At 38.3% G+C, this 22,309-nt stretch carries 18 protein-coding genes; 1 reads left to right on the top strand and 17 read right to left on the bottom strand.

The genetic code is table 11. The features are described 5' to 3' along the window. Positions 1-52: 52 nt before the first annotated feature. Positions 53-1,312 carry an esterase FrsA gene (frsA, locus tag MT390_RS05165; RefSeq protein ID WP_166371057.1) on the bottom strand — a complete coding sequence of 420 codons (1,260 nt, stop codon included), beginning with the start codon at positions 1,310-1,312 and terminating at the stop codon, positions 53-55. Positions 1,313-2,143: 831 nt separating this feature from the next. Between frsA and MT390_RS05160 the strand changes: the two genes are divergently transcribed. After that, on the top strand, positions 2,144-3,037 hold the full coding sequence (locus tag MT390_RS05160; protein WP_499439957.1) for a GGDEF domain-containing protein: 894 nt from the start codon (positions 2,144-2,146) through the stop codon (positions 3,035-3,037). Here MT390_RS05160 and tilS read toward each other — a convergent pair. From tilS to tsf, 16 genes are all read right to left on the bottom strand, one after another. After that, positions 3,017-4,405 carry a tRNA lysidine(34) synthetase TilS gene (gene tilS, locus MT390_RS05155; RefSeq protein WP_499439955.1) on the bottom strand — a complete coding sequence of 463 codons (1,389 nt, stop codon included), beginning with the start codon at positions 4,403-4,405 and terminating at the stop codon, positions 3,017-3,019. The genes MT390_RS05160 and tilS overlap by 21 nt on opposite strands. 8 nt (positions 4,406-4,413) lie before the next feature. Further along, positions 4,414-7,962: a DNA polymerase III subunit alpha gene (dnaE, locus tag MT390_RS05150; protein WP_499440078.1), complete on the bottom strand. Its 3,549-nt coding sequence runs from the start codon at positions 7,960-7,962 to the stop codon at positions 4,414-4,416. Between the two features lie 29 nt (positions 7,963-7,991). Next, on the bottom strand, positions 7,992-8,612 hold the full coding sequence (gene rnhB / locus MT390_RS05145; RefSeq protein ID WP_499439953.1) for a ribonuclease HII: 621 nt from the start codon (positions 8,610-8,612) through the stop codon (positions 7,992-7,994). Continuing rightward, a complete protein-coding gene (gene lpxB, locus MT390_RS05140; protein ID WP_499439952.1) occupies positions 8,612-9,760 on the bottom strand; it encodes a lipid-A-disaccharide synthase in 1,149 nt (382 codons plus the stop codon). The genes rnhB and lpxB overlap by 1 nt, the downstream gene beginning before the upstream one ends. Before the next feature lie 76 nt (positions 9,761-9,836). Then, positions 9,837-10,625 (bottom strand): acyl-ACP--UDP-N-acetylglucosamine O-acyltransferase, encoded by a 789-nt coding sequence (lpxA, locus tag MT390_RS05135; protein WP_166371067.1) that lies wholly within the window; start codon positions 10,623-10,625, stop codon positions 9,837-9,839. Next, on the bottom strand, positions 10,625-11,038 hold the full coding sequence (gene fabZ, locus MT390_RS05130; protein WP_205963007.1) for a 3-hydroxyacyl-ACP dehydratase FabZ: 414 nt from the start codon (positions 11,036-11,038) through the stop codon (positions 10,625-10,627). Before fabZ ends, lpxA begins: the two co-directional genes overlap by 1 nt. Before the next feature lie 50 nt (positions 11,039-11,088). Continuing rightward, positions 11,089-12,114: a UDP-3-O-(3-hydroxymyristoyl)glucosamine N-acyltransferase gene (gene lpxD / locus MT390_RS05125; RefSeq protein ID WP_499440076.1), complete on the bottom strand. Its 1,026-nt coding sequence runs from the start codon at positions 12,112-12,114 to the stop codon at positions 11,089-11,091. 9 nt (positions 12,115-12,123) lie between these two features. Continuing rightward, positions 12,124-12,642 carry an OmpH/Skp family outer membrane protein gene (locus MT390_RS05120; RefSeq protein ID WP_499439950.1) on the bottom strand — a complete coding sequence of 173 codons (519 nt, stop codon included), beginning with the start codon at positions 12,640-12,642 and terminating at the stop codon, positions 12,124-12,126. A gap of 111 nt (positions 12,643-12,753) precedes the next feature. Next, entirely contained in the window at positions 12,754-15,165 is a 2,412-nt protein-coding gene (bamA, locus tag MT390_RS05115) for an outer membrane protein assembly factor BamA (protein WP_499439949.1), read from the bottom strand. Between the two features lie 142 nt (positions 15,166-15,307). Beyond that, the gene (gene rseP / locus MT390_RS05110; protein WP_499439947.1) at positions 15,308-16,708 is read right to left on the bottom strand and encodes a sigma E protease regulator RseP; all 1,401 of its coding nucleotides are present in this window, start codon (positions 16,706-16,708) and stop codon (positions 15,308-15,310) included. Next, positions 16,702-17,943, bottom strand: coding sequence for a 1-deoxy-D-xylulose-5-phosphate reductoisomerase (ispC, locus tag MT390_RS05105; RefSeq protein ID WP_166371178.1), 1,242 nt, complete (start codon positions 17,941-17,943; stop codon positions 16,702-16,704). The genes rseP and ispC overlap by 7 nt, the downstream gene beginning before the upstream one ends. A gap of 2 nt (positions 17,944-17,945) precedes the next feature. Next, entirely contained in the window at positions 17,946-18,797 is an 852-nt protein-coding gene (locus MT390_RS05100; RefSeq protein ID WP_499439945.1) for a phosphatidate cytidylyltransferase, read from the bottom strand. A 32-nt stretch (positions 18,798-18,829) separates the two neighbouring features. After that, positions 18,830-19,570 (bottom strand): polyprenyl diphosphate synthase, encoded by a 741-nt coding sequence (uppS, locus tag MT390_RS05095; RefSeq protein WP_499440075.1) that lies wholly within the window; start codon positions 19,568-19,570, stop codon positions 18,830-18,832. Positions 19,571-19,638: 68 nt separating this feature from the next. Further along, positions 19,639-20,196: a ribosome recycling factor gene (gene frr / locus MT390_RS05090; protein ID WP_028867459.1), complete on the bottom strand. Its 558-nt coding sequence runs from the start codon at positions 20,194-20,196 to the stop codon at positions 19,639-19,641. Positions 20,197-20,403: 207 nt separating this feature from the next. Beyond that, positions 20,404-21,144, bottom strand: a complete 741-nt coding sequence (gene pyrH / locus MT390_RS05085; RefSeq protein WP_028867458.1) for a UMP kinase — start codon at positions 21,142-21,144, stop codon at positions 20,404-20,406. Positions 21,145-21,340: 196 nt separating this feature from the next. Next, positions 21,341-22,210, bottom strand: coding sequence for a translation elongation factor Ts (tsf, locus tag MT390_RS05080; RefSeq protein WP_499439943.1), 870 nt, complete (start codon positions 22,208-22,210; stop codon positions 21,341-21,343). Positions 22,211-22,309: the final 99 nt, after the last annotated feature.

Below are 22,309 nucleotides of genomic sequence, written 5' to 3'. Positions count from 1 at the left end.
GAGGCTTCCTTGTATAATTTAATAGCGAACAATAATATCTTCAATATATCACTTACTCTTGTAAATGTTTTGTTAACCATTGTGCAGAGTACTCTAAAGATCTCAAATAAGAGTCAAAAATGGGAGGTTTATCAATAATCTTAGACTCACTGCCATAGCTTGCCCGTGCAATTAATTTCAAGTCCTGCTCATTACACATAATATCCTGTGAATGGCCAATACTCAGCATCGGCGTATTAATACGTTTGCGTCCCAACAACCCCTGTTTAATTAATGAAAAAGGAACACAAAGTTGATATAAACTTGCCACATCGGAATGACTCATTTGCATACGACTAGCAAGGCAATCTAAGGTCATTGGTGGTAATTTTGAAAAGTTATCAAAGCTATCAAACACACTACCCACAGCTGCGCCAACACTCACCACCGAACGCACTCGTTTCGGCTCTACATAAGCCAAGCGATTTAGTGCATTGCCACCCATACGCATTCCCATTAATGCAACACGAGACTGATCCACCCATGGTACATTATCCATATGATGCAATACCGCTTGGTGTAAATTAGAAGTGTCTTGCTCTAATTTAATATGATTTGAGAAACCAACTCCAGGCATGTCTACCGTTAACATTGCAATGCCGGCAGGTTTTAACTGCTTTTCGAATAAAGGCAATAAATCACACTGTAAAGTATCAATACCACCGCTCACAATAACCACTGGGTGAATAGTTTCATCGTGCGGTAAATGTAAATAACAACGCACAGTTTTGCCTTTAAAGGGAACATCAATCTCTTTAAGCAACGCGTTTTCATCTTGTTCAAAGGCTTTACGATAATTACTAAATGCTAAGGTTTGCGCCTGAATACTGCTTTCATCTCCCTTAAGGTGAGGGTAACTGGCCACACTATAATATTGAGAAGCGAGATAATAAGCATTTTTAGCTTGTTCTTTTTGACCGTATTGAACAAGCTCATTAGCCTGTTTTTGAAATTGCATGGCTTTTTTTGACCATTCATAACTCCAATTACCGGAACGGAACCCAACCACAGTATCTAATAAATCGGGATCACTGCGCTTATTAGTGGAAGCACTTATTTTGGCGAGCACTTCATAGCAGTCAATAATATCTAATCCCTGCCAAGCCCATTGCAGCAATTTAAGCAGTCGATACCACCCCACCTTTTCTTCACCGTCCATGGTTGAGTTATACAATTTTTTATTTTTCTTAGAACCACTATTTGCTATCAAAGTAGAGGTTTCTTGCACATTAAACTTTTCAGAAAATAAAACTTCAGATAAATTCTCAGACATAAATTTCCCATTAAATAACGGAGTTAAAATATTTCAATAAACGAGTTAGTAAACTTAATCTCGAGCTAGTGCTGCATCAACTTATTTGAAAATAGTTCAGAGCAAAAGTTCACGAAAATAATCTCTAATCACACTCAAACAAAGCTTACTGTAATCTGTTTGTCACCCAATAAAACCGAGTGTAGTGACTTAGAATAACATGTTAAAAATTGCCAACAATGACAAAACACAACAATTAATAGCGTACGATCCATTAAGCTGATCTCGAATAAGTAAATTCTACTCAGACTTAACAGTCTTGATTTTATATATACCCGTTATCAATCGAGATGCTTTATTCAGTTCTTCTTCGTTTATTCATTCATCTATTCATCTACAGCTTGCCATTTACTAAAGGCTGTCAATTTCACGACGATTTAAGAAGATATAACAAATAAATGTTATTTATTATCACACTCAAAAAATATGACTTCTATTTTAGAGCATTCGTTCTATAACTACAGTGAAGCTATTACACAAAAGATACCAGTTATCATCCACTTAAAATATAGATGTAAGACACTGTTTTAGTTTACTAAAAAACAAATGACAACAACTTATTATGCGAGCCTAAGATTGATAAATATTAATTATAAATCACTGAAGATCAGCTAAAGATCTTTACCTGTTTGTATCGCCATTGAGCAATTAAAAGTTGGCATAGATACTGCAATGAATCGTTTAAATACTATTCATATAGTAGTAATAAATAAAAGTAGGTGCTAAAAAGTAACAAAGGTTTCGTTACACACTTAGCAAAATACTAATTGTGACATAGATAAGGAAACTCGCATGGAAACCATACCAAACACAAGCCACAGTACTTTCGAACATACTGCGCCGCTGTTTACTGTATTTTCCAATGAACCTTTACTAAGTATTGAAGATAAACTATCTAGTTTAGAATCACTGCAACAAAACTTAGACTTAAAAGAGATGATGAACAATTTTGCCGCTTTAGTGGCAGACTTTATCCGCCCTTTTAATATTCGTTTTCAATCAGCGCATGGATTTTTTAACTTAGTACAAATGCAACGTAATAGTTTTAGCAAAAGTTTTAATTTGGGCTCAATGGGACAATCAACTAGATTAGGTACTATCACTTATCAAAGTGAAGTGGCATTAACCTTAGACGAAGATAAATTATTAACCGAACTACACCAATTATTATTGCCCAGTTTAAAGCATGCTCTCAAGTTCTCAGAGTTAAATACAATGGTCTATCAGGATCATTTAACCAGCATTGGTAACCGAGCTTATTATGAAAAATCTATCCAGTATGCCATTGAGCAAAGTAACCGTACTCATCTAGGTTTGTCATTAATGATATTAGATATTAATGATTTTAAACCTATTAATGATACTTATGGCCACCTCAAGGGTGACCAAGTATTAAAAGAATTTGCACGAATATTAACGCAGAGTGTGCGAGCTTCGGATATGCCATTTCGTTTAGGTGGGGATGAGTTTGCGATCATATTACAACCCTCTGAAAACTGCTCTATAGCTAAAGTGCATAGGCGTATCAATCAAGCGATACTTAAAAATACAATTTTAAAAGAGATAGGTTGTACATTTAGCTTAGGACATAGCCATTGGGAAATTGGTATGAGTTCAATTCAGCTATTTGAATCTGCAGACCAAAATTTATACCATCATAAAGCATCAACAAAAGTGCTGAGATAACTGCATTTGTGGCATGTCTTTGATTTGGCATCGCCACAACCCTAAGGCTTCCAGTAGTTGACCATCGACAACAATAAAAACCACTTGGTCACGTAACCAAGGCGGCACATGGTATTCGTGTAATAACTTCTTAATACTTCGTTTTTTATCTCGCCCTTCAGGTAAGCAAGTTAACTGAGCATTCAAATGAGATCTTAAGCAGCACTGCACTTTATAACGCTTTGACAGAGCGCTATCTACCTGCGAAAAATCAACACTTAAATAACCCGGTTGTAACCATAATATAGGCTCACCGGACCACAAGATGGGATATTCAGGAATATTTAGGGTTTGATCAGGCACAATATATAGCTGGCCTTGATAACGACAAATAGCCACCATAGGTAACTGTAATTTCGGTTGTTTATCACTCTGTGCCAGTGCAACCTCATTCCATAAAACCATTAATTGCTTGCTACTAGGGTATTGCAAGCCATTACTTTTAAGCCAATAACGTAATATATTATTTCGTCTTACTTCACTAAATTGCGAGAGAGTTGCAATAGTTAAAGTTTGCTGTGTAAAGCGTTCTTCTATACAAAGATTTAGGTCCTGCTTCGCCACTTCATCTAATAAACTTTGCTGTTCTTGACATAACTGAGCAGTTCGCGATGCTGACTGTGCAATAGCAGGCCAACGAGCGCTTAGTAACGGTGAGATTTGTTGGCGTATAAAATTACGATCAAAATCGATATTTAGGTTACTCTCATCCTCAACCCATTGCAGGTCGTGATGTTGAGCATAATCCATTAATTGCTGTCGAGAAAAGTTTAATAAAGGCCGTAATAAATAACCGTTAAAAAAAGTCTGAAAAAGACGGATCCCTTGCAAACCTGTACTACCAGATCCTCTTTTTAAAGCTAATAACAATGTTTCAAGTTGATCGTCTTGATGATGACCAGTAACAATCACATCATGAGGTTGCATTTTTTCTTGAAAACATTGATAACGCGCATCTCTAGCCAGCGCTTCTAAGCTAGTTCTATTTTTTTTCTGGATATGGACATGAGAGAAAATTAATTTAACATCCAGCTGTTGGCAATAGGCAGTACAAAAAGCAGCCCAATTTTCAGCATTGTCACTCAAGCCATGATTAACATTGTGTGCTAACACAGTAATGTTTTTATGCTCAAGCTGATAACGAGACAATAAATGTAACAACACAACGGAGTCAACACCGCCACTTAACGCCACTACAATACGCGGCTTAAGGGCCCCTAAGATAACGTTATCATCACTGTTGTTAATACTTTTTGCTGAACTAACGGTTAGCATAGCCAGTAACTCAGTAAAGTGTTTATCAAAGCTTTTAAATATATCTGCCTGCATTGCTAACATCAACCTTGGTCAAAATGCAAAGTCACATTGTCTTCGCCTAACCATCGCCCTAATTCAAATAACAGATCGTCACTTGGGGTAATAGACCACTCAATGCCGAGTTCAATTTCAACTTGTGCCTGATGATTTTGGTAGTTAATAAAAACCGGACATAAACCACCTGAAGCAGGCGCTAATATTTCATTTAAACGAGATTGAAATTGTGGCAATGATTGCTGTTGCAGAACGTTAGAAGTAATTGTTAAACGTAATTTACTCGCAAAACGTTCACGAGCATGGTCAATACTCATTATTTCACGGGCATTCATTTTCAAGCCGCCATTGAAATAATCTTCACTTACCTGACCTTGTAAAACCACAATATTGTCAGTGAACAATAACGCTTCATGCTGGTCCAGTAAGTCAGCAAAAACCGTCACATCCATACGCGCACTTTTATCATCCAAGGTCAAAATTCCCATGCGCTTACCCGCTTTGGTAACCATCACTCGCATTGCCAACACTAAGCCACAGACTCGGCTATTTTGACCTCGTCCATTAACCGTTAACGCACCTAGTTTGAGACAGTTAATCGCACGCAGATGTGGTTCATATTGATTGATTGGATGTCCAGTCAAATACAATCCTAGGGTGTCTTTTTCACCTTTCAGCCATTGTTTTTCAGGCCATTTTTCAACTGCAGAAAACTTATGTTCGATTTCATCGTGGTCAGTGGTTAATACGCCAAATAAATCCGATTGTCCCGATGACTCTGCTTTTTTGTATTGTGATGCAGCAGTCAGTGCATCACTCAAGTTACTCATTAACGCCGCACGATGTGGCCCTAAGTTATCCAATGCACCGGCTAAAATTAGCTTTTCAATAATACGTTTACCACAACGCTTTAAATCAACCCGTGTACAAAAATCAAATAAATCTTTGAATTTTCCGCCTTCAGTTCTAGCTTCAATAATGGCATCAATGGGCCCTTCGCCAACGCCTTTGATCGCCCCTATTCCATAAATAATACGCAGGTCTTTGTCGACGTTAAATTTAAATAAACCTTCATTAACATCCGGCGGGCACAGAGTTAACCCCATGTTTTGACATTCATCCACTAAGATAACGACTTTATCAGTGTTATCCATATCCGCAGACATTACCGCCGCCATGAAATAGGATGGATAAAATGTTTTCATCCATAAGGTTTGATAAGACACCAATGCATAAGCAGCGGAATGGGATTTATTAAACCCGTAACCGGCAAATTTTTCTACTAAGTCAAATATCTTCATGGCTAGCTCGCCATCAATACCATTTTCAATCGCACCCGATTCAAAAGTCGCACGTTGTTTGGCCATTTCTTCTGGTTTTTTCTTACCCATTGCACGACGTAACATGTCGGCACCACCAAGCGTATAACCCGATAATACCTGCGCAATCTGCATTACCTGTTCTTGGTATAAAATAATACCGTAGGTAGGTGCAAGGATCTCTTTTAAGGATTCATGCTGCCACTTTTCATCTGGATAGGACACCACCTCTCGGCCATGCTTACGTTCGATAAAGTTATCTACCATGCCCGATTGAAGTGGACCAGGACGGAATAATGCCACCAAGGCGATCATATCTTCAAAGCAGTCAGGCTGTAATCGACGGATCAAATCTTTCATTCCGCGCGACTCTAATTGGAATACTGCAGTAGTTTCATAACGCTTTAACAGCTCGAAACAAGCAGGTTCAGTGAGATTTATTTTTTCAATAAAAATAGGTTCTTCACCACGATCATGTTTATGTGCATTTGCCATGTCCAAAGCCCACTGCACAATCGTTAAAGTACGTAATCCTAAAAAGTCGAATTTAACTAAACCGGCTGTTTCTACATCATTTTTATCGAATTGTGTGACTGGGTTACGGCCTTCATCATCACAGTACAGGGGCGCGAAATCAGTAATAGTGGTTGGTGATATAACTACACCACCGGCATGTTTACCTGCATTACGAATGGTACCTTCCAAGGTACGACACATATCAATTAATGCGCGTACATCTTCACTCGCATTATAACGTTCTTGTAAACGGGGCTCTTCTTCAAAGGCTTTGCTTAGCGTCATACCTGGTGTTGGTGGCACTAACTTTGAAATGCCATCAACAAAACCATAGGCGTGACCTAATACACGCCCCACATCGCGAATAACCGCTTTTGCCGCCATGGTTCCAAAGGTAATAATCTGTGATACCGCATCACGCCCATATAACTGTGCAACGTGGTCGATCACCTCATCACGTCTATCCATACAAAAGTCGATATCAAAATCGGGCATAGAAACACGTTCGGGATTCAAAAATCGTTCAAACAGTAACTCTAATTCTAATGGGTCAAGATCAGTGATTTTTAATGCATAAGCCACTAACGATCCGGCACCTGAACCACGGCCAGGTCCAACTGGAATAATATTATCTTTACTCCATTGAATAAATTCCATTACGATCAAGAAGTAACCCGGAAAGCCCATTTTGTTAATAACCGACAGCTCTATTTCTAAGCGTTCATCATAGGGTTTTCTTATTTCTGCAAAATCTTTACTATTTTTATCAAACAAAAATTCTAAGCGAGCTTCTAATCCTTCACGAGAAACTTTACAAAAGAACTCATCGATCTCTAAATCACCGGTTGGAAAGTCGGGCAGGAAGTATTCACCTAAACGTAACGTCACATTACATCGTTTTGCTATTTCAACACTGTTCTGCAAAGCTTCGGGAATATCAGAAAAGAGTTCACACATCTCCTCTTCACTTCGTAAGTACTGTTCAGGACTATAGTCTTTGGGACGTTTTTCATCACCGAGTGCATACCCTTGATTAATACAAACACGAATATCATGTGCATCAAATAATGAGCGGTCTGCAAATACGACTTCATTAGTCGCAACAACCGGGAGTTGGTATTGAGCAGCCCAATCAATGGCGAGATGTAAATAATTTTCTTCAGCAACACGATTGGTACGAATTAGCTCTATATAATATCTGTTTGGAAAATACGTTTTATAGAATTCAGTGATCTCAACAGCGGCCGCAGTATTCCCCTTTAAGAGCATTTTTCCTAAGTCACCGTCTTTGGCTCCCGATAGTAAAATAACACCTTGTTGATGTTCGGCTAACCAAGACTGCTCTAATACCGCACGGCCTTTAACATGGCCACGTAAATACGCTTTTGAAATAAGCTCAGTAATATTTTTGTAACCAACAGCATCCATCGCTAATGCCGTTAAACGAAACTGTTGATCACCTAATAACTCACTTTTAACCCAAAAATCAGCACCCACAATAGGCTTAATACCTGCACCATGTGCCGCGGTATAAAATTTAACTAAGCCACAAAAATTAGTTTGATCAGTGATCGCTATGGCCGGCATTTTTAATGCAGCAGTCTTAGCAATTAATGGTTTTATTTTAGTTAAACCATCAACCATTGAAAAATCACTGTGCACACGTAAATGCACAAACTTAGGATTGATTAAAGGTGCAGTTGCTTCTACAGGTAATAACTCAGATGCTTCGGTACTCATTTCAGACATAACATTATACTTTCAAGAACCTATTTTGAAGTTAAAGCTAAAATAGCTTTAACAGGTTTAAAACTTTGTCGATATTCAGCAATCACACCGTGCGCTTCTAAGGCGGCAAAGTGCGCTTTAGTAGGATAACCTTTATGCTGAGCAAAACCATAATTTGGGTAGCGTTTATCTAACTCGACCATTTCTCTATCACGGGTAACTTTAGCAATAATCGATGCAGCACTGATTTCAGCAACACGTGAATCGCCTTTCACAATCGCTTCACTAGGCATTGCTAATGAAGGACAACGGTTACCATCAATAAAAACAAATTCGGGAGTTATTGTTAAACCTTGCACTGCTCGTTGCATGGCTAACATAGTCGCATGCAATATATTTAGCTCATCGATTTCAGCCGGTGATGCTCTGCCAATACTCACTGCTAACGCATTGTCATTTATCTGTTCAAATAATGAAGCTAATTTTTTTTCGCTTAATTTCTTTGAATCAGCTAGCCCCGCGATTGGCTTGTTAGGATCTAAAATAACAGCCGCAGTGACAACATCCCCTACTAAAGGACCACGCCCAACTTCATCTACTCCAGCAATAAAGGCAACGTCTGGGTAAATAACGTCTGGGTATTGTATCTTTTTAGCAACCATTATTTATTATCTCTATTTAATAACTCAACCACTGCATTCGCAGCCTGAGTGTCCGCATCACATCGAATAAGTTTATGTAACTCGGTAAAGGTTTCAACCATTGCTTGTCCGTCATGTGCAATTAAACGCTCTAATTCAGCCACTATGTTCTCTACGGTACAATCATCTTGACTTAGTTCTTTAACCACTTCCCTATCAGCAATTAAATTGGGTAGTGAAGTATATTTAACTTTTATTAACGCTTTAGCGATCAGGTAAGTGATTGGTGAGACTTTATAGGCAACCACCATCGGAGCTTTAGCTAACATAGCTTCTAATGCGGCAGTACCAGATGCTAACAACACAGTATCCGCGGACTGCAACACAGCACTGGATTGACCATCTATCAGAGTAATAGGGAGTGTTTCTGACAACGCCTCTATTTGCAGTTGGAATTGCTGTTTGCGACGATCATTGACCACCGGCACAATAAATCGATAGTCGGGGTATTTTTGATGGATAACTTGTGCCACTTGCAAAAATATAGGGCCAAGCATCTCTACTTCAGCCTTACGACTGCCCGGTAATAAGGCTAATATTTTTTCATCAGGATGAATATTTAATTGCGCACGTGCGCTTGATTTATCGCGCTGTAACGGCAGTTGATCCGCTAGAGTATGCCCCACAAATTGGCATGGCACATTAAACTTATCGTAAAAAGCTTTTTCAAAAGGTAGAAAAGCTAAAACAAGATCCGTTGCTTTGGCAATTTTATGGATACGCCATTGCTTCCAAGCCCACACCGAAGGGCTCACATAATGAATGGTTTTAATGCCCTGCTGTTTAAGTTTTAATTCTACCGTCAAATTAAAGTCAGGTGCATCAATGCCTATAAATATATCAGGGGGATTATTGATAAAATGTTCAATAATTGATTTTCGAATACGTAAAATACTGCGTAATTTACCTAATACCTCAACAAATCCCATTACTGATAAAGCTTCTAAAGGATGCAAAGCAGTACACCCTTGCGCCATCATTCGAGGGCCGGCAATACCTTCAAAAATAGCATTAGGATATTGTTTTTTTAGGGCTTTAATTAACCCTTCACCTAAGATATCTCCAGATGTTTCACCGGCTATCAATCCAATACGCAATGGTTTAGTCATGATCTACTCTTATATAATGAAGTTAAAAAAAAAGGCTCCAAAAGAGCCTTTTTTTACGATATTTTAAGAAAGTGGCTTATCTAACAATACCGCGATTTTCATCTGAAATGAAATCTAAAAGCGTTTTTAATTCTGGGCAATCTGCAGCATTTTCTGCTATTTCAGCTTTGGCTTGTGCTAACGTATTACCGTTACGACATATTGATTTATAAGCGCGTTTAATTTGCATAATTGTCGCACTACTAAAACCATGACGCTTTAAGCCAACGGAATTAATTCCTTGAGCTTGAACGTAATTACCCGATGCCATAAAGTAAGGCGGAATATCTTTATTAACTGCAGAACAACCACCAATCATTGCATACTCACCCACTCGAGTGAATTGATGCAAGGCCGTTAAACCGCCGATAATCACATTATTAGACAGTTTACTGTGCCCAGCTAAAGTTGCGTTATTTGACAGGATAATATTGTTGCCCAGTATACAGTCATGTGCGACATGTACATACGCCATTAATAAACAATTATTACCAATCTTAGTTAAGCTTTCATCTTGCGCTGTGCCACGATGAATAGTACAGCTTTCTCGGAAAACATTATTATCACCGATTTCAAGATAGGTAACTTCGCCATTATATTTTAAATCTTGGCAATCTTCGCCGACCGAAGCAAATTGGTAAATTTTATTATTTTTACCCATTTTAGTGTGGCCTTTAACCACAACATGCGGACCGACCCAGCAATCATCACCAATTTCAACATTATCGCCGATGATGCTATAGGGACCGACCTCTACGTTTTTGCCAATAATTGCATTTTCATGAACTATCGCTGTTGGGTGAATTTTTGCTGTAGAATCAATCATTAAATTTCTCTTCTTGCACACATGATCATTGCCTGACAAGCGACTTCGCCGTCAACTTTAGCGATACATTCAAATTTGCCCATACCGCGACGTTCTTTAAGATAAATAACTTCTAACTCTAATTTATCACCAGGTACAACCGGTTTACGAAAACGTACTTGGTCAATAGACGCTAAAAAATATAGCTCATTTTCTGCAGGTTTGCCGTAAGTGGCAAATGCTAATACACCCGTTGCCTGCGCTAATGCTTCTAAAATCATCACTCCGGGGAAAACAGGTGTGCCTGGAAAATGTCCTGTGAACTGTGGTTCATTAAAAGAGACATTTTTGTAACCTGATAGTGTTTTACCAGGTACATAATCAACTACACGATCGATTAATAAAAATGGGTAACGATGCGGTAGAAGATCCATGATCTCCTTAATATCAAGACTGTTTAATTCGTTAGACACGATGATTTTCCTTAATTTTTATCTTCAATTTGTTTTTCAAGTTGCTTAACGCGCTTGAATAACTCTTCAATTTTTAATGTATAAGCAGTTGTTTTACGCCATGCTTTATTTTCTTGAGCAGGTACACCAGATGAATAAACACCTGCTTTTTTAATACTACGCATAACCATACTGTCACCGGTGATAATAACATTATCAGCAATGGTAATATGACCATTCATCGCAACACTACCACCTACAATACAGTTCTTACCTATTTTGGTACTACCAGCGATACAGGTACCGCCAGCCACAGCAGAGTGGTCGCCAATTTGTACGTTGTGGGCAATTTGACACTGGTTATCAATCTTAACGCCGTCACCAATAATAGTATCCGATAACGCACCTCTATCAATTGACGTATTCGATCCAATTTCAACATTATCACCAATAATTACTTTACCAATTTGTGGGATCTTAACCCAAGTCCCTTGGTAAGGGGCATTACCAAACCCATCGGATCCTATAACAGCATTCGCATGAATAATGACATTTTTGCCAATTTCACAAGCATGGTAAATAGACACATTCGGGTAAACTTTACAGCCCGAACCTAATTGACAGCCTTCTCCAATCACAGAATTCGCAAATAACTGCGTATTATCTCCAATCGTAACGCCTGCTCCAATCACCACATTTTCTGCAATAGCCACATTATTGCCGATCACCGCTGTATCATGAATTTGAGCTGACTCAGCGATAAGCACTGGTAAATTGGGTGTGGTATCAAACAAACGCGCTAACAATGCATAACCAACATAAGGGTTATCCATAAATAACGCATTGCCTTTATAGCTGTCTTGCATTGATGAAGGCAATACAATTGCGCTCGCCTCACACTCATCTAAGCGAGCCAATAACTTAATGTCAGATACAAAAGTAATATCACCTTGTGTAGCGGACTCAAAGGTCGCTAAACGTAATATTTGTAGATCTTCTTCACCGCTTAATTGCGCTGAAAGTTGAAGTGCCAAATCTGCTAATGAATAAGCCATAATAATCTAAACCTACTTAGTACTAATTTTTTGAATAACTTTGTCTGAAATATCTAAAGCAGGTTTTGAGAAAACAATTTGTTCGCCGTTTAAAATCAAATCGTATCCGCCTTCTTTAGCAACTTCATTAATCACTTTGCTAACTACTGCTAGGACTTTTTGATTCTCTTCACCTTGGCGACGACGGTTATCTTCTTCAAAAGCTTTACGTTTTAATTTGTACTCAGAAATTTTACCTTCGATGTCACGTTGTAAGGCAGTGACTTCACTTTTATTTAATAGCTCGCCATCTTTCTTAATTTTAGTCTCTATTTTTTTAATACTTTTTTCTAAGCTCTGTAACTCTTCGTAACGGCCTTTAAACTCACCTTCTAACTGTTTAATAATACGTGCACGTTGCGGAGACTCTTTCATCACTTTTGATGGAAATACAACACCAATTTTTGATGTTTCTGCGGCTTGAACTGCTGATACAGATACCATTGCAGCGGCTAAGGTAATTACTTTAAAAAAGGTCTTCATGGTTTTCATGCTATAACTCCGTATTAATAAATCTGTAATAAAATAAAAAAAGAAATCGTGCACAGCGTGCACATTTTAATATCGATACAATGGTGTTATTCAAACATCCATTAAATATATTTAGAAAACATCACCGATGTTGAATGAAAACACTTCGGTTTTATCGCCTGCATAATCTTTTAATGGAACAGCCAGTGTAAAGATTAATGGTCCCATTGGTGAAACCCAAGTCAACTGAGTACCGATCGATGCACGTATACGTCCAGGTTTAGAGTAGTCGCCACCGTAATCACAATTAGATGCACAATTGTCTTTATACGTATCATAATCAAACTCGGTATCCCACGCTTCACCGGCATCAACAAACAAACTACTACGCACTTGACGTGCATAGGCTTCATCTAAGAACGGCACAGGGAAGATAAGTTCCGCACTTAATGTATATTTTGCATTACCACCCACGGCACTATCAGTATATATAGCACTATCCCCAATGCCTTCAGTATATAAAGCTCGTGGCCCTACTGTATTACTAGAAAATCCACGAATTGTACGGTAACCACCTACGTAATAATTTTCAAAGAAAGGTAATATTTGATCACTCCCTTCAAATTTACCGTAGCCATTACCATATCCTAAACTACCTCGTAATAAGGTAGTCCAATCACCATCATCAGTAATACGTTGGTAATTACGAATATCAAAATTAAGTTTAAAGTATTGTAGATCTGAACCTGGAATAGTTATTTTACCACGTAAAGTGTGCGACATACCTTGCGTAGCTAATTGACCACGGTCTAAGTTATTGCGCGACCAGGTAGTCGTAAGGTCAAAGTTTCTAAAGTCAGCACCACCATCATCATCTTGTAATGAACCATAGATATCCCAAAACGTATTTAATTGTTCATAACCTTTCAGCTGAGAAATACCGTTATTTTCCCAGCCAACACTGAACCCTAAACGATTTATTTCATTAACAGGAAAACCGGTACTGAAACGTAAACCATAAGTCGTATTGGTGTAATCGACAATATTCGCATCGCCCGCTTCAAATTTGTCATAATAAATTCGAGCCCCACCACTAACACCATCTTTGGTTAAATAAGGAGTATCGTAGCTGATGTCTGCACTGACACTGTAGTCATTAAACTTAGTTTGAAAGCCAATTTTATCGCCACTACCTAGGAAGTTATTTTGCTGAATACCACCACTCAAGCTGATCCCAGACTCTGTACCAAAACCAATACCGGCATTAAAACTACCTGACGCTTGTTCAGCTACATTAACACTCACATCAACTAAATCATCACTGACACGTTCGGTATTTATATCAACGGTTGAGAAGAAACCTAAACGGTTTAAACGCGCGCGCGATGCTTCGATTGCTTCACTAGATAACCATCCGCCTTCCATCTGGCGCATTTCACGACGCAACACAACATCTTTGGTAGTGGTATTACCTGAAATATTAATATGTCTAACATAACCACGCTGCCCTGGAGCTACGGAGAAATTAACCACAACGGTATTAGTTGCATCATCGATTTCAGGGTAAGTATTGATTTCAGGGAATGCGTAACCTAAACGACCAAAGTACTTACGAATACTTTGTTCCGAAGCAGCCACGTCAGATGCGGCATAAGTATCTCCATTAGCAAATGCAACAAGGCTTTTTACTTCTGCATCGTGCCCTAATAGATCACCAATAAAGGTCACATCTGACACTTTATAAATATTACCTTCGTTAACATTGACCGTAACATAAACCCCTTTTTTATTAGGTCTAAGTGCTACTTGCGTCTCATCAATTTTAAAACGAATGTAACCGCGGTCTAGGTAATAACTTTTAATAACTTCCAAATCACCGGCTAACTTTTGTTTTTGGTAGTTATCGTCGGCAAAAAGATCCCACCAACCAGCAGAATCACTTAATGTTAATCGCTTTAACAAGTCTTCATCGGAATAAACATTATTACCAACAATATTGATTTGTTCGATTTTTGCCGTCAACCCTTCACGAAATACAAATTGAATAGAAACACGGTTTCTAGGTAAAGGTGTCACAATCGTTTCTACTTGTGCGCTGTATTTACCCACACTGTGATAGAAATCTTCTAAGCTTTTTTCAATACTGGTAAGAACGGTTCTATCTAACGCATCACCAACTTGGATAGAAGAAGATTTTAATGAATCAAATATTTGCTCTTCAGTAAGTTTGTCATTACCTGTTAATTCAATGGCACTGATCGTTGGGCGTTCTTTCACTTTAAAAATAAGTACAGACTCATTTTTGAATAGCTGAATCGATTCGAAGTAGCTACTGCTATACATTTTTTTAATTGCCTGCGATAGATCATATTCATCGACCACATCACCTTCACGGATTGGTAGACTCAATAATGCTGCGCCCAGTGTTACTCGTTGAAGTCCTTCGAACTGTAGGTCAGAGACGGTAAATTTTTCAGCTAAAGCAAGGTTAGAAAAACAGCTGGTGACAGTAAATGTCAATGCTAACAAATATTTCTTAAACATTATCTACAAAATCCTTTACTGCACATCAGTGCAAAACAATTTAAATATCCAGGTCAATGGGGAGTGAATATTACTTTCAAATCGTGTTAGAAAGTAGCACTACCTCATTGTTTATATTCTATAATAAATTTTATTGTTTCTTTTACAATAAATTAAAGTCGTTCAGCACAGCAATTGACATAAATGTGAATAAAACCGCAGCACCAATTTTAAAACCAAACTCTTGGATCCTTTCAGGAACTGGTTTACCCGTAATCGCTTCAACAAAGTAATACATCAAATGACCACCGTCTAAAACAGGTAAAGGTATTAAATTCATAATACCTAAATTTACGCTAATTAAAGCAATAAACCCTAGGAAGTATGCAAATCCATAGTCCGCACTCATTCCGGCACCTTTAGCAATTCCAACAGGCCCACTGAGATTTTTTACCGATAAATCACCGGTCACTAATTTAACTAATGTCGAAAAAGTTAACTCACTGAGCTGCCAAGTTTTATCAACTCCTTTTAAGAAAGAGTCAATCGGTCCATATTTTAAGCTTACTCTAAGCTCTTCAGGGTAAGGGTCAACCTTTGGAGCAACACCGATATAACCTCGTAATGTACCGTCAGCACTTTCACGAGCGTCGGGGACAAGTGTTAGCGTGTGTTTTATCGCCCCTCTTTCAATCACTAGTCGTAATGGTTGATTTGCATTTTCTTGAATCAACTTAACAAATTGTTGCCAATCGTCTAACTGGATCCCATTAATGGCGATTAATTTGTCATTAATTTCTAACCCACTTCGTTGTGCGGCACCATTTTCAGCGATACTGGCGGCACTTAAATGTACTTTGGGAGAGTAAGGAATAAGTCCTAAGCTACTAATAATCGACTCTTTTTTAGGGTCAAATTTCCAATTAGCTAATGAGACTGTATAAGTTTGACTTGGTTCCCTATTCTCGCTCAGTGTTGATTGAGAGTTTGAACTCAGGTCAAACAAATTAACAGGCGTTACGCTGAGCTCGACACTTGGCTCTCCAATCTGTGCAACTAAAGCAAGGTTTAGCGCTTCCCAATCATTAACGGTTCGGCCATTAACCGCACTCACCTGAAAAGGGGATTGAGTTGTGATCACACTAACTGGTGAATTTTCAAGTACACCATTAACAACGGGTTTAGCACTTCCTACACCAATCATGTACATTAAAAAGAAAGCAATAATAGCTAATAGGAAATTGGCAATAGGCCCTGCTGCAACAATGGCAATACGTTGCCATACTGACTTTTTATCAAAAGAGAATTCAGATAATGCTTCAGGCACTTCTTCAACCCGCCCATCAAGCATTTTCACATAACCGCCTAATGGAATAGCTGCAATCACAAACTCAGTACCATACTTATCCAATTTTTTAAAAAGGACTTTACCAAAACCAATGGAAAAACGATGTACCTTTACTTTACAGCGACGAGCAACCCAAAAATGTCCATACTCATGAATGGCAACTAGAATACTTAACGCAATAATAAATGCCGCTGTATTCCATATAAAATCTAACAAACTCCACCTCGATTAATCAATTTTATCGCATCGGCTCTAGCCTGCTTATCAATTTCTAATAACTGCTCAATGGACGAGACTTTTTGATGTTCTAATGTATTTAAAATACTATCCACAATACGTGGAATATCCGTGAACTTAATACGTTGTTCTAAAAAGGCTTGCACTGCTACTTCATTAGCCGCATTCAGTGATGTGGTCGCATGCTGCCCTTCATAACAAGCCTGTATCGCTAATTTTAAACAAGGATAACGGTCATAATCAGGTTCAGCGAAGGTAAAGTTTGCCGTGTTAAAAAAATCAAACTCTGCAGCCCCACTTTTAATGCGTTTTTTACCACCCATAACATGTGCAATAGGTATGCGCATATCTGCGTTACCCATTTGTGAAATGACACTACCATCTTGGTATTGCACCATAGAATGGATCACTGATTGAGGATGAATAATCACCTGTAACTGATCTTTATTGGTATTGAATAACCACCTTGCTTCAATATACTCAAGGCCTTTGTTCATCATGGTTGCAGAATCGATAGAGATTTTAGGGCCCATGCTCCAATTAGGATGCTTAATCGCCACATCAGGGGTAATACTTGAAAACTCGTGCAACGGCTTAGTTAAAAAAGGTCCACCAGAGCCAGTTAATAAAATCTTAGAAACACCCTCAGCAGTTAAATCACAGTGGCCAATGGTTTGTTGTAAGTTCGGCGACATAGATTGAAATATAGCGTTATGTTCGCTATCAACGGGCCACAGTGTTGCACCCGACTTTTTAACCGCATCAATAAATAATGCACCGGACATGACTAAAGATTCTTTATTTGCTAAGAAAACCTCTTTCCCTGCATGTACAGCTGCCAGCGTTGTTTTTAAACCCGCTGAACCTACAATTGCAGCCATCACAGAATCAATCTCAGCACTGCCTAATAATGCCAGCACTTCAGACTCAGGTAACACTTGGCAATTAAGCTTGTTTTCTTGTAATGAGATTTTTAGTTGTGATGCTGCTTGCGGATTTGATAACGCAACATAGGCAGGTTTGAACTCGATACAAAGAGCGAGCATTTTTTCAATATTGCTTGCCGCATACAAAAACTGCACATTATACAGCTCAGGATTATGACGACAGACACTCAGAGTACTATCACCAATTGATCCCGTTGCACCTAATACGGCTAAGTTTTTAGCCACTGATTGCTTTAGTGCGTTATTGTTGGTTGTATTGTTGGTCATCATTAAACAAGCCAATAAATATAAATAAGAGCAAACACCGGAACAGCAGCTGTCAAGCTATCTATGCGATCTAAAATGCCACCATGTCCAGGTAATAAATTACTACTGTCTTTTAAACCAGCTTCTCGTTTAAAAATACTTTCGGTTAAATCACCTAATGCAGAGACTAAAGTAGTGATCACTGAAGCCGCAAAAAACAATCCTAATTTTTCAGCCGGAATAGCAAAGTAATGACTCGCAAAATAAGCAACGATAACGGCACTCACTAAGCCACCTAATAATCCTTCAATGGTTTTACCCGGACTTACATTAGGTGCTAACTTATGTTTACCAAATTGTCTTCCCGCAAAATAAGCACCAGAATCAGCAGCCCACACCAATAAAAATACAAACATCAATAATTCCGCACCAAAATAGAAGTCGTGATGCATATTCACTGAACGTAATACTACTAATCCCCAGAAAAAAGGAATTAAAGTAAGTAACCCAAAAATGCTTTTTAGGAGTTTACTGTTTCGCCAAAGTGTTGCTGAAGTCGGATAACGCACAACCATCACTAAGGCAACACACCACCAAGCCGCAGCCACAGTTAATCCAGTAATTATATATTGATGAGGCAATTCAGGGCCCCAGATCAAGCCAATAGGCATCAACATCAGCGTAATGCCAAGTATCAAACCAAAGATATAAAGGGTAGCTGAAGAAGGTTCTTTACTAACAAAACCGGCCCACTCTTTACTAGCGAGTAAAAAAATACCAGCAGCAAACAGCATAAAAAATTGAAGAGGTAAAAAGAAAATAGCCGCAATGGCTAGTGGCGCTAATATAAGCGCGGTAATAATTCGTTGCTTCACAGAGAAATCCCGTTATATCTGTTGGGTAAAAATTAGTTATTTACTTGTGCACTGGTTTGTCCAAAACGTCGCTCTTTACCTGAAAATACATCTAGAGCTAATTGAAAGGCTTTGGCATCAAAATCAGGCCATAATATATCGGTAAAATATAACTCCGCATAAGCAAGTTGCCATAGTAAGAAATTACTTATTCTGTAATCTCCTCCCGTTCGTATCATCAAATCAACATCAGGTAATTCACCTAAAGACAGTGTGCCAGTCAATAATTGTTCATCGATACTATCAACTTCTAGGGCACCTTCTTTTACTTGTTGCGCTATTTTTTGGGTTGCATTAACAATATCCCAACGGCCGCCGTAGTTAGCAGCTACATTTAATGCTAAACCGGTATTATTTGCAGTTAATAACTGTGCTGCATGTACTTTTTTTTGCAGGCGATCACTAAAACCAGAGATATCACCGACAATAGTTAGCTTAATATTATTTTTATGGAGTTTTTTTACTTCACTTCCAAGTACGGTAAAAAACAGCTCCATCAGCATATTGACTTCCTGTTCAGGACGTTTCCAATTCTCACTACTAAAAGCAAAGATGGTTAATGCTTCAATATTTTTTTCAGCGGCAAAAGCAATACTTTTACGTAGCGCTTTTACGCCGTGTTTATGACCAAAAACTCGGTGTTTTCCTTTTTGTTCTGACCAACGGCCATTTCCATCCATTATGATGGCAACATGTCTAGGGAAATTACTTTTAAGTGTTTCTGATCTCACAATAATCCTTTATTAACAATTAAATGCACCGACTAGTCACTAGAGGGTGCATTTTTGAACACTAGTTAGTTTTATACTTCTAACAATTCAGCTTCTTTAACCGCTAATACTTCATCCACTTTTTTGATGCTTTCATTAGTTACTTTTTGTACTAACTCTTCACCTTGACGTTGTTGATCTTCGCTGATTTCTTTTTCTTTTTCTAGATCTTTAAAGTCACCATTAGCATCACGGCGAATATTACGAATAGCAACACGTGTATTTTCAGCTTCACCACGAACCACTTTAATTAAGTCTTTACGACGCTCTTCTGTTAATGGCGGTAAAGGAATGCGAATAACAGTACCAGCAGACATAGGGTTTAAACCTAAGTTAGATCCCATAATTGCTTTTTCTACTGCTGCAATTAAAGTCGCATCAAATACTGTCACTGTTAATGTACGTGAATCTTCAGTTGATACATTACCCACTTGACGTAACGGTGTATTAGAACCGTAATAAGGCACCATGATGCCATCAAGTAAACTAGGGTGTGCACGACCTGTGCGTACTTTAGCTAATTGGCTTTTAAATGATTCGATGCTTTTATTCATTCGAGTTTGAGCATCATCTTTGATTTCGTTAATCATATTTAGTTCCTAACTTATTAGTTCATTATCAAATTTTGTTATCTACATTGGCAACTATTTTTAACTGGCACGCTTTTTAACCAATATCGCTTTAATAATAACCACGATATTTTATATCGTCATATATTACAAAAGTCATACTTTACAAATAGTCACTTTTTTTATCGATTACAACTTTATTTAGTATTGTAATCGTTAAATAAATAATTAAATATTTTCCTGTGCGTGTGTGATAGTTGTACCTTCATCACCACCTAAAACAACACGACTTAATGCACCGGGTTTATTCATATTGAACACACGAATTGGTAGACTATGGTCACGTGCTAAGGTAAATGCAGCTAAATCCATTACTTGTAGCTCTTTCTCTAGTACCGTTTGGTAATCTAATACGCTGTATAATTTCGCATCTGGATTTTTTACTGGGTCTGCATCGTAAACACCATCAACTTTAGTACCTTTAAGTACGGCATCAGCTTCAATTTCGATACCACGTAAACAAGCAGCAGAATCGGTAGTAAAGAAAGGATTACCTGTACCCGCAGCAAAAATAACCACAGTGCCTAATTTTAAATATTTAATTGCTTCGGCCCAGTTATAATCGTCACAAACACCATTTAGAGGAATAGCAGACATTAAACGAGAATTAACGTGTGAACGGTGTAATGCATCACGCATTGCTAATCCATTCATCACTGTCGCTAACATTCCCATGTGATCGCCTACTACACGATTCATTCCAGCTTGAGCAAGGCCCGCGCCACGGAAAATATTACCACCACCGATCACTAAACCAACTTGTACACCAGATTCAATCAAAGATTTAATCTCTAAGGCCATACGATCCAATACTTTAGGATCAATACCAAACCCTTCTTCACCAACGAGGGCTTCACCGCTCAGTTTTAATAAAATACGACGATATGCTGATTTAGGGTTAGTGCTCATAATTTCATTCCTTAAGTTGAAATAATACCGATTTTTTAAAAAATCATGCAAGATATTTTAAAAAATAGGTCTCAAATTGGTTTATTAAGCAGCTATATTCACTTTCTTCTGAATATAAAAGAACCGCAGGCATGCCGCGGTTCTTTTTTACAACGGAACAATGCTAAAAAACATTACCTATTGTTTATAAAGTAGATTACTTAGAAGCAGCCATAGTTGCAGCAACTTCAGCAGCGAAATCTTCTACTTTTTTCTCAATGCCTTCACCAACTTCTAAACGAACAAAAGAGACAACATCTGCATTTGCACCTTTAAGAAGTTTAGCAACAGTCATTGATGGATCTTTAATGAATGATTGACCAGTTAAGCTTACTTCACCAGTAAATTTAGCCATACGACCAGAAACCATTTTTTCTGCGATTTCAGCAGGTTTACCGCTTTCGATAGCAATTTGTAACTGGATTTCTTTCTCTTTAGCAACAACGTCAGCAGGTACATTCTCAGGTTTAACAAACTGAGGAGCCGCTGCAGCAACGTGCATCGCGATATCTTTAGCTAGGTCAGCATCACCGCCAGTTAGCACAGAGACAACACCGATTTTACGGCTGTGTACGTAAGCGCCAAGGTTTTCACCTTCAACGATTTGTAAACGACGTACAGAGATGTTTTCGCCGATTTTAGCAACTAACAATTCACGCGCTTCTTCAACTGTAGAATCGTCATATGCTAGTGCGTTTAATGCTTCAACGCTTTCTACTTTATTTGCAAGCGCGATATCAGCTACTTTTTCAGCAAATGCTAAGAAGCTTTTATCCATTGCAACGAAGTCTGTTTCACAGTTAACTTCGATGATTAATGCAGTAGTACCGTTAGTTTTTGCAAAGATAGCGCCTTCAGCAGCAATACGGCCTGCTTTTTTAGCTGCTTTGATAGCACCTGATTTACGCATGTTTTCAATTGCAAGCTCGATGTCGCCATCTGCTTCAACTAATGCTTTTTTACAATCCATCATACCCGCAGCAGTGCGGTCACGAAGTTCTTTAACTTGCTGAGCTGTAATAGCCATTGTTCGAATTCCTATTTTTATTCTATAAAAAAGGGGTCATATAGACCCCTGATAACCAACCAATGATTGGTTAATAAGAGCTTCTATTATTAGAAGAAC

Source organism: Vibrio sp. 2-Bac 85 (genome assembly GCF_037546705.1).
Classification (GTDB): domain Bacteria; phylum Pseudomonadota; class Gammaproteobacteria; order Enterobacterales; family Psychromonadaceae; genus Psychromonas.
This window is presented reverse-complemented; position numbering and strand designations above follow the sequence as displayed.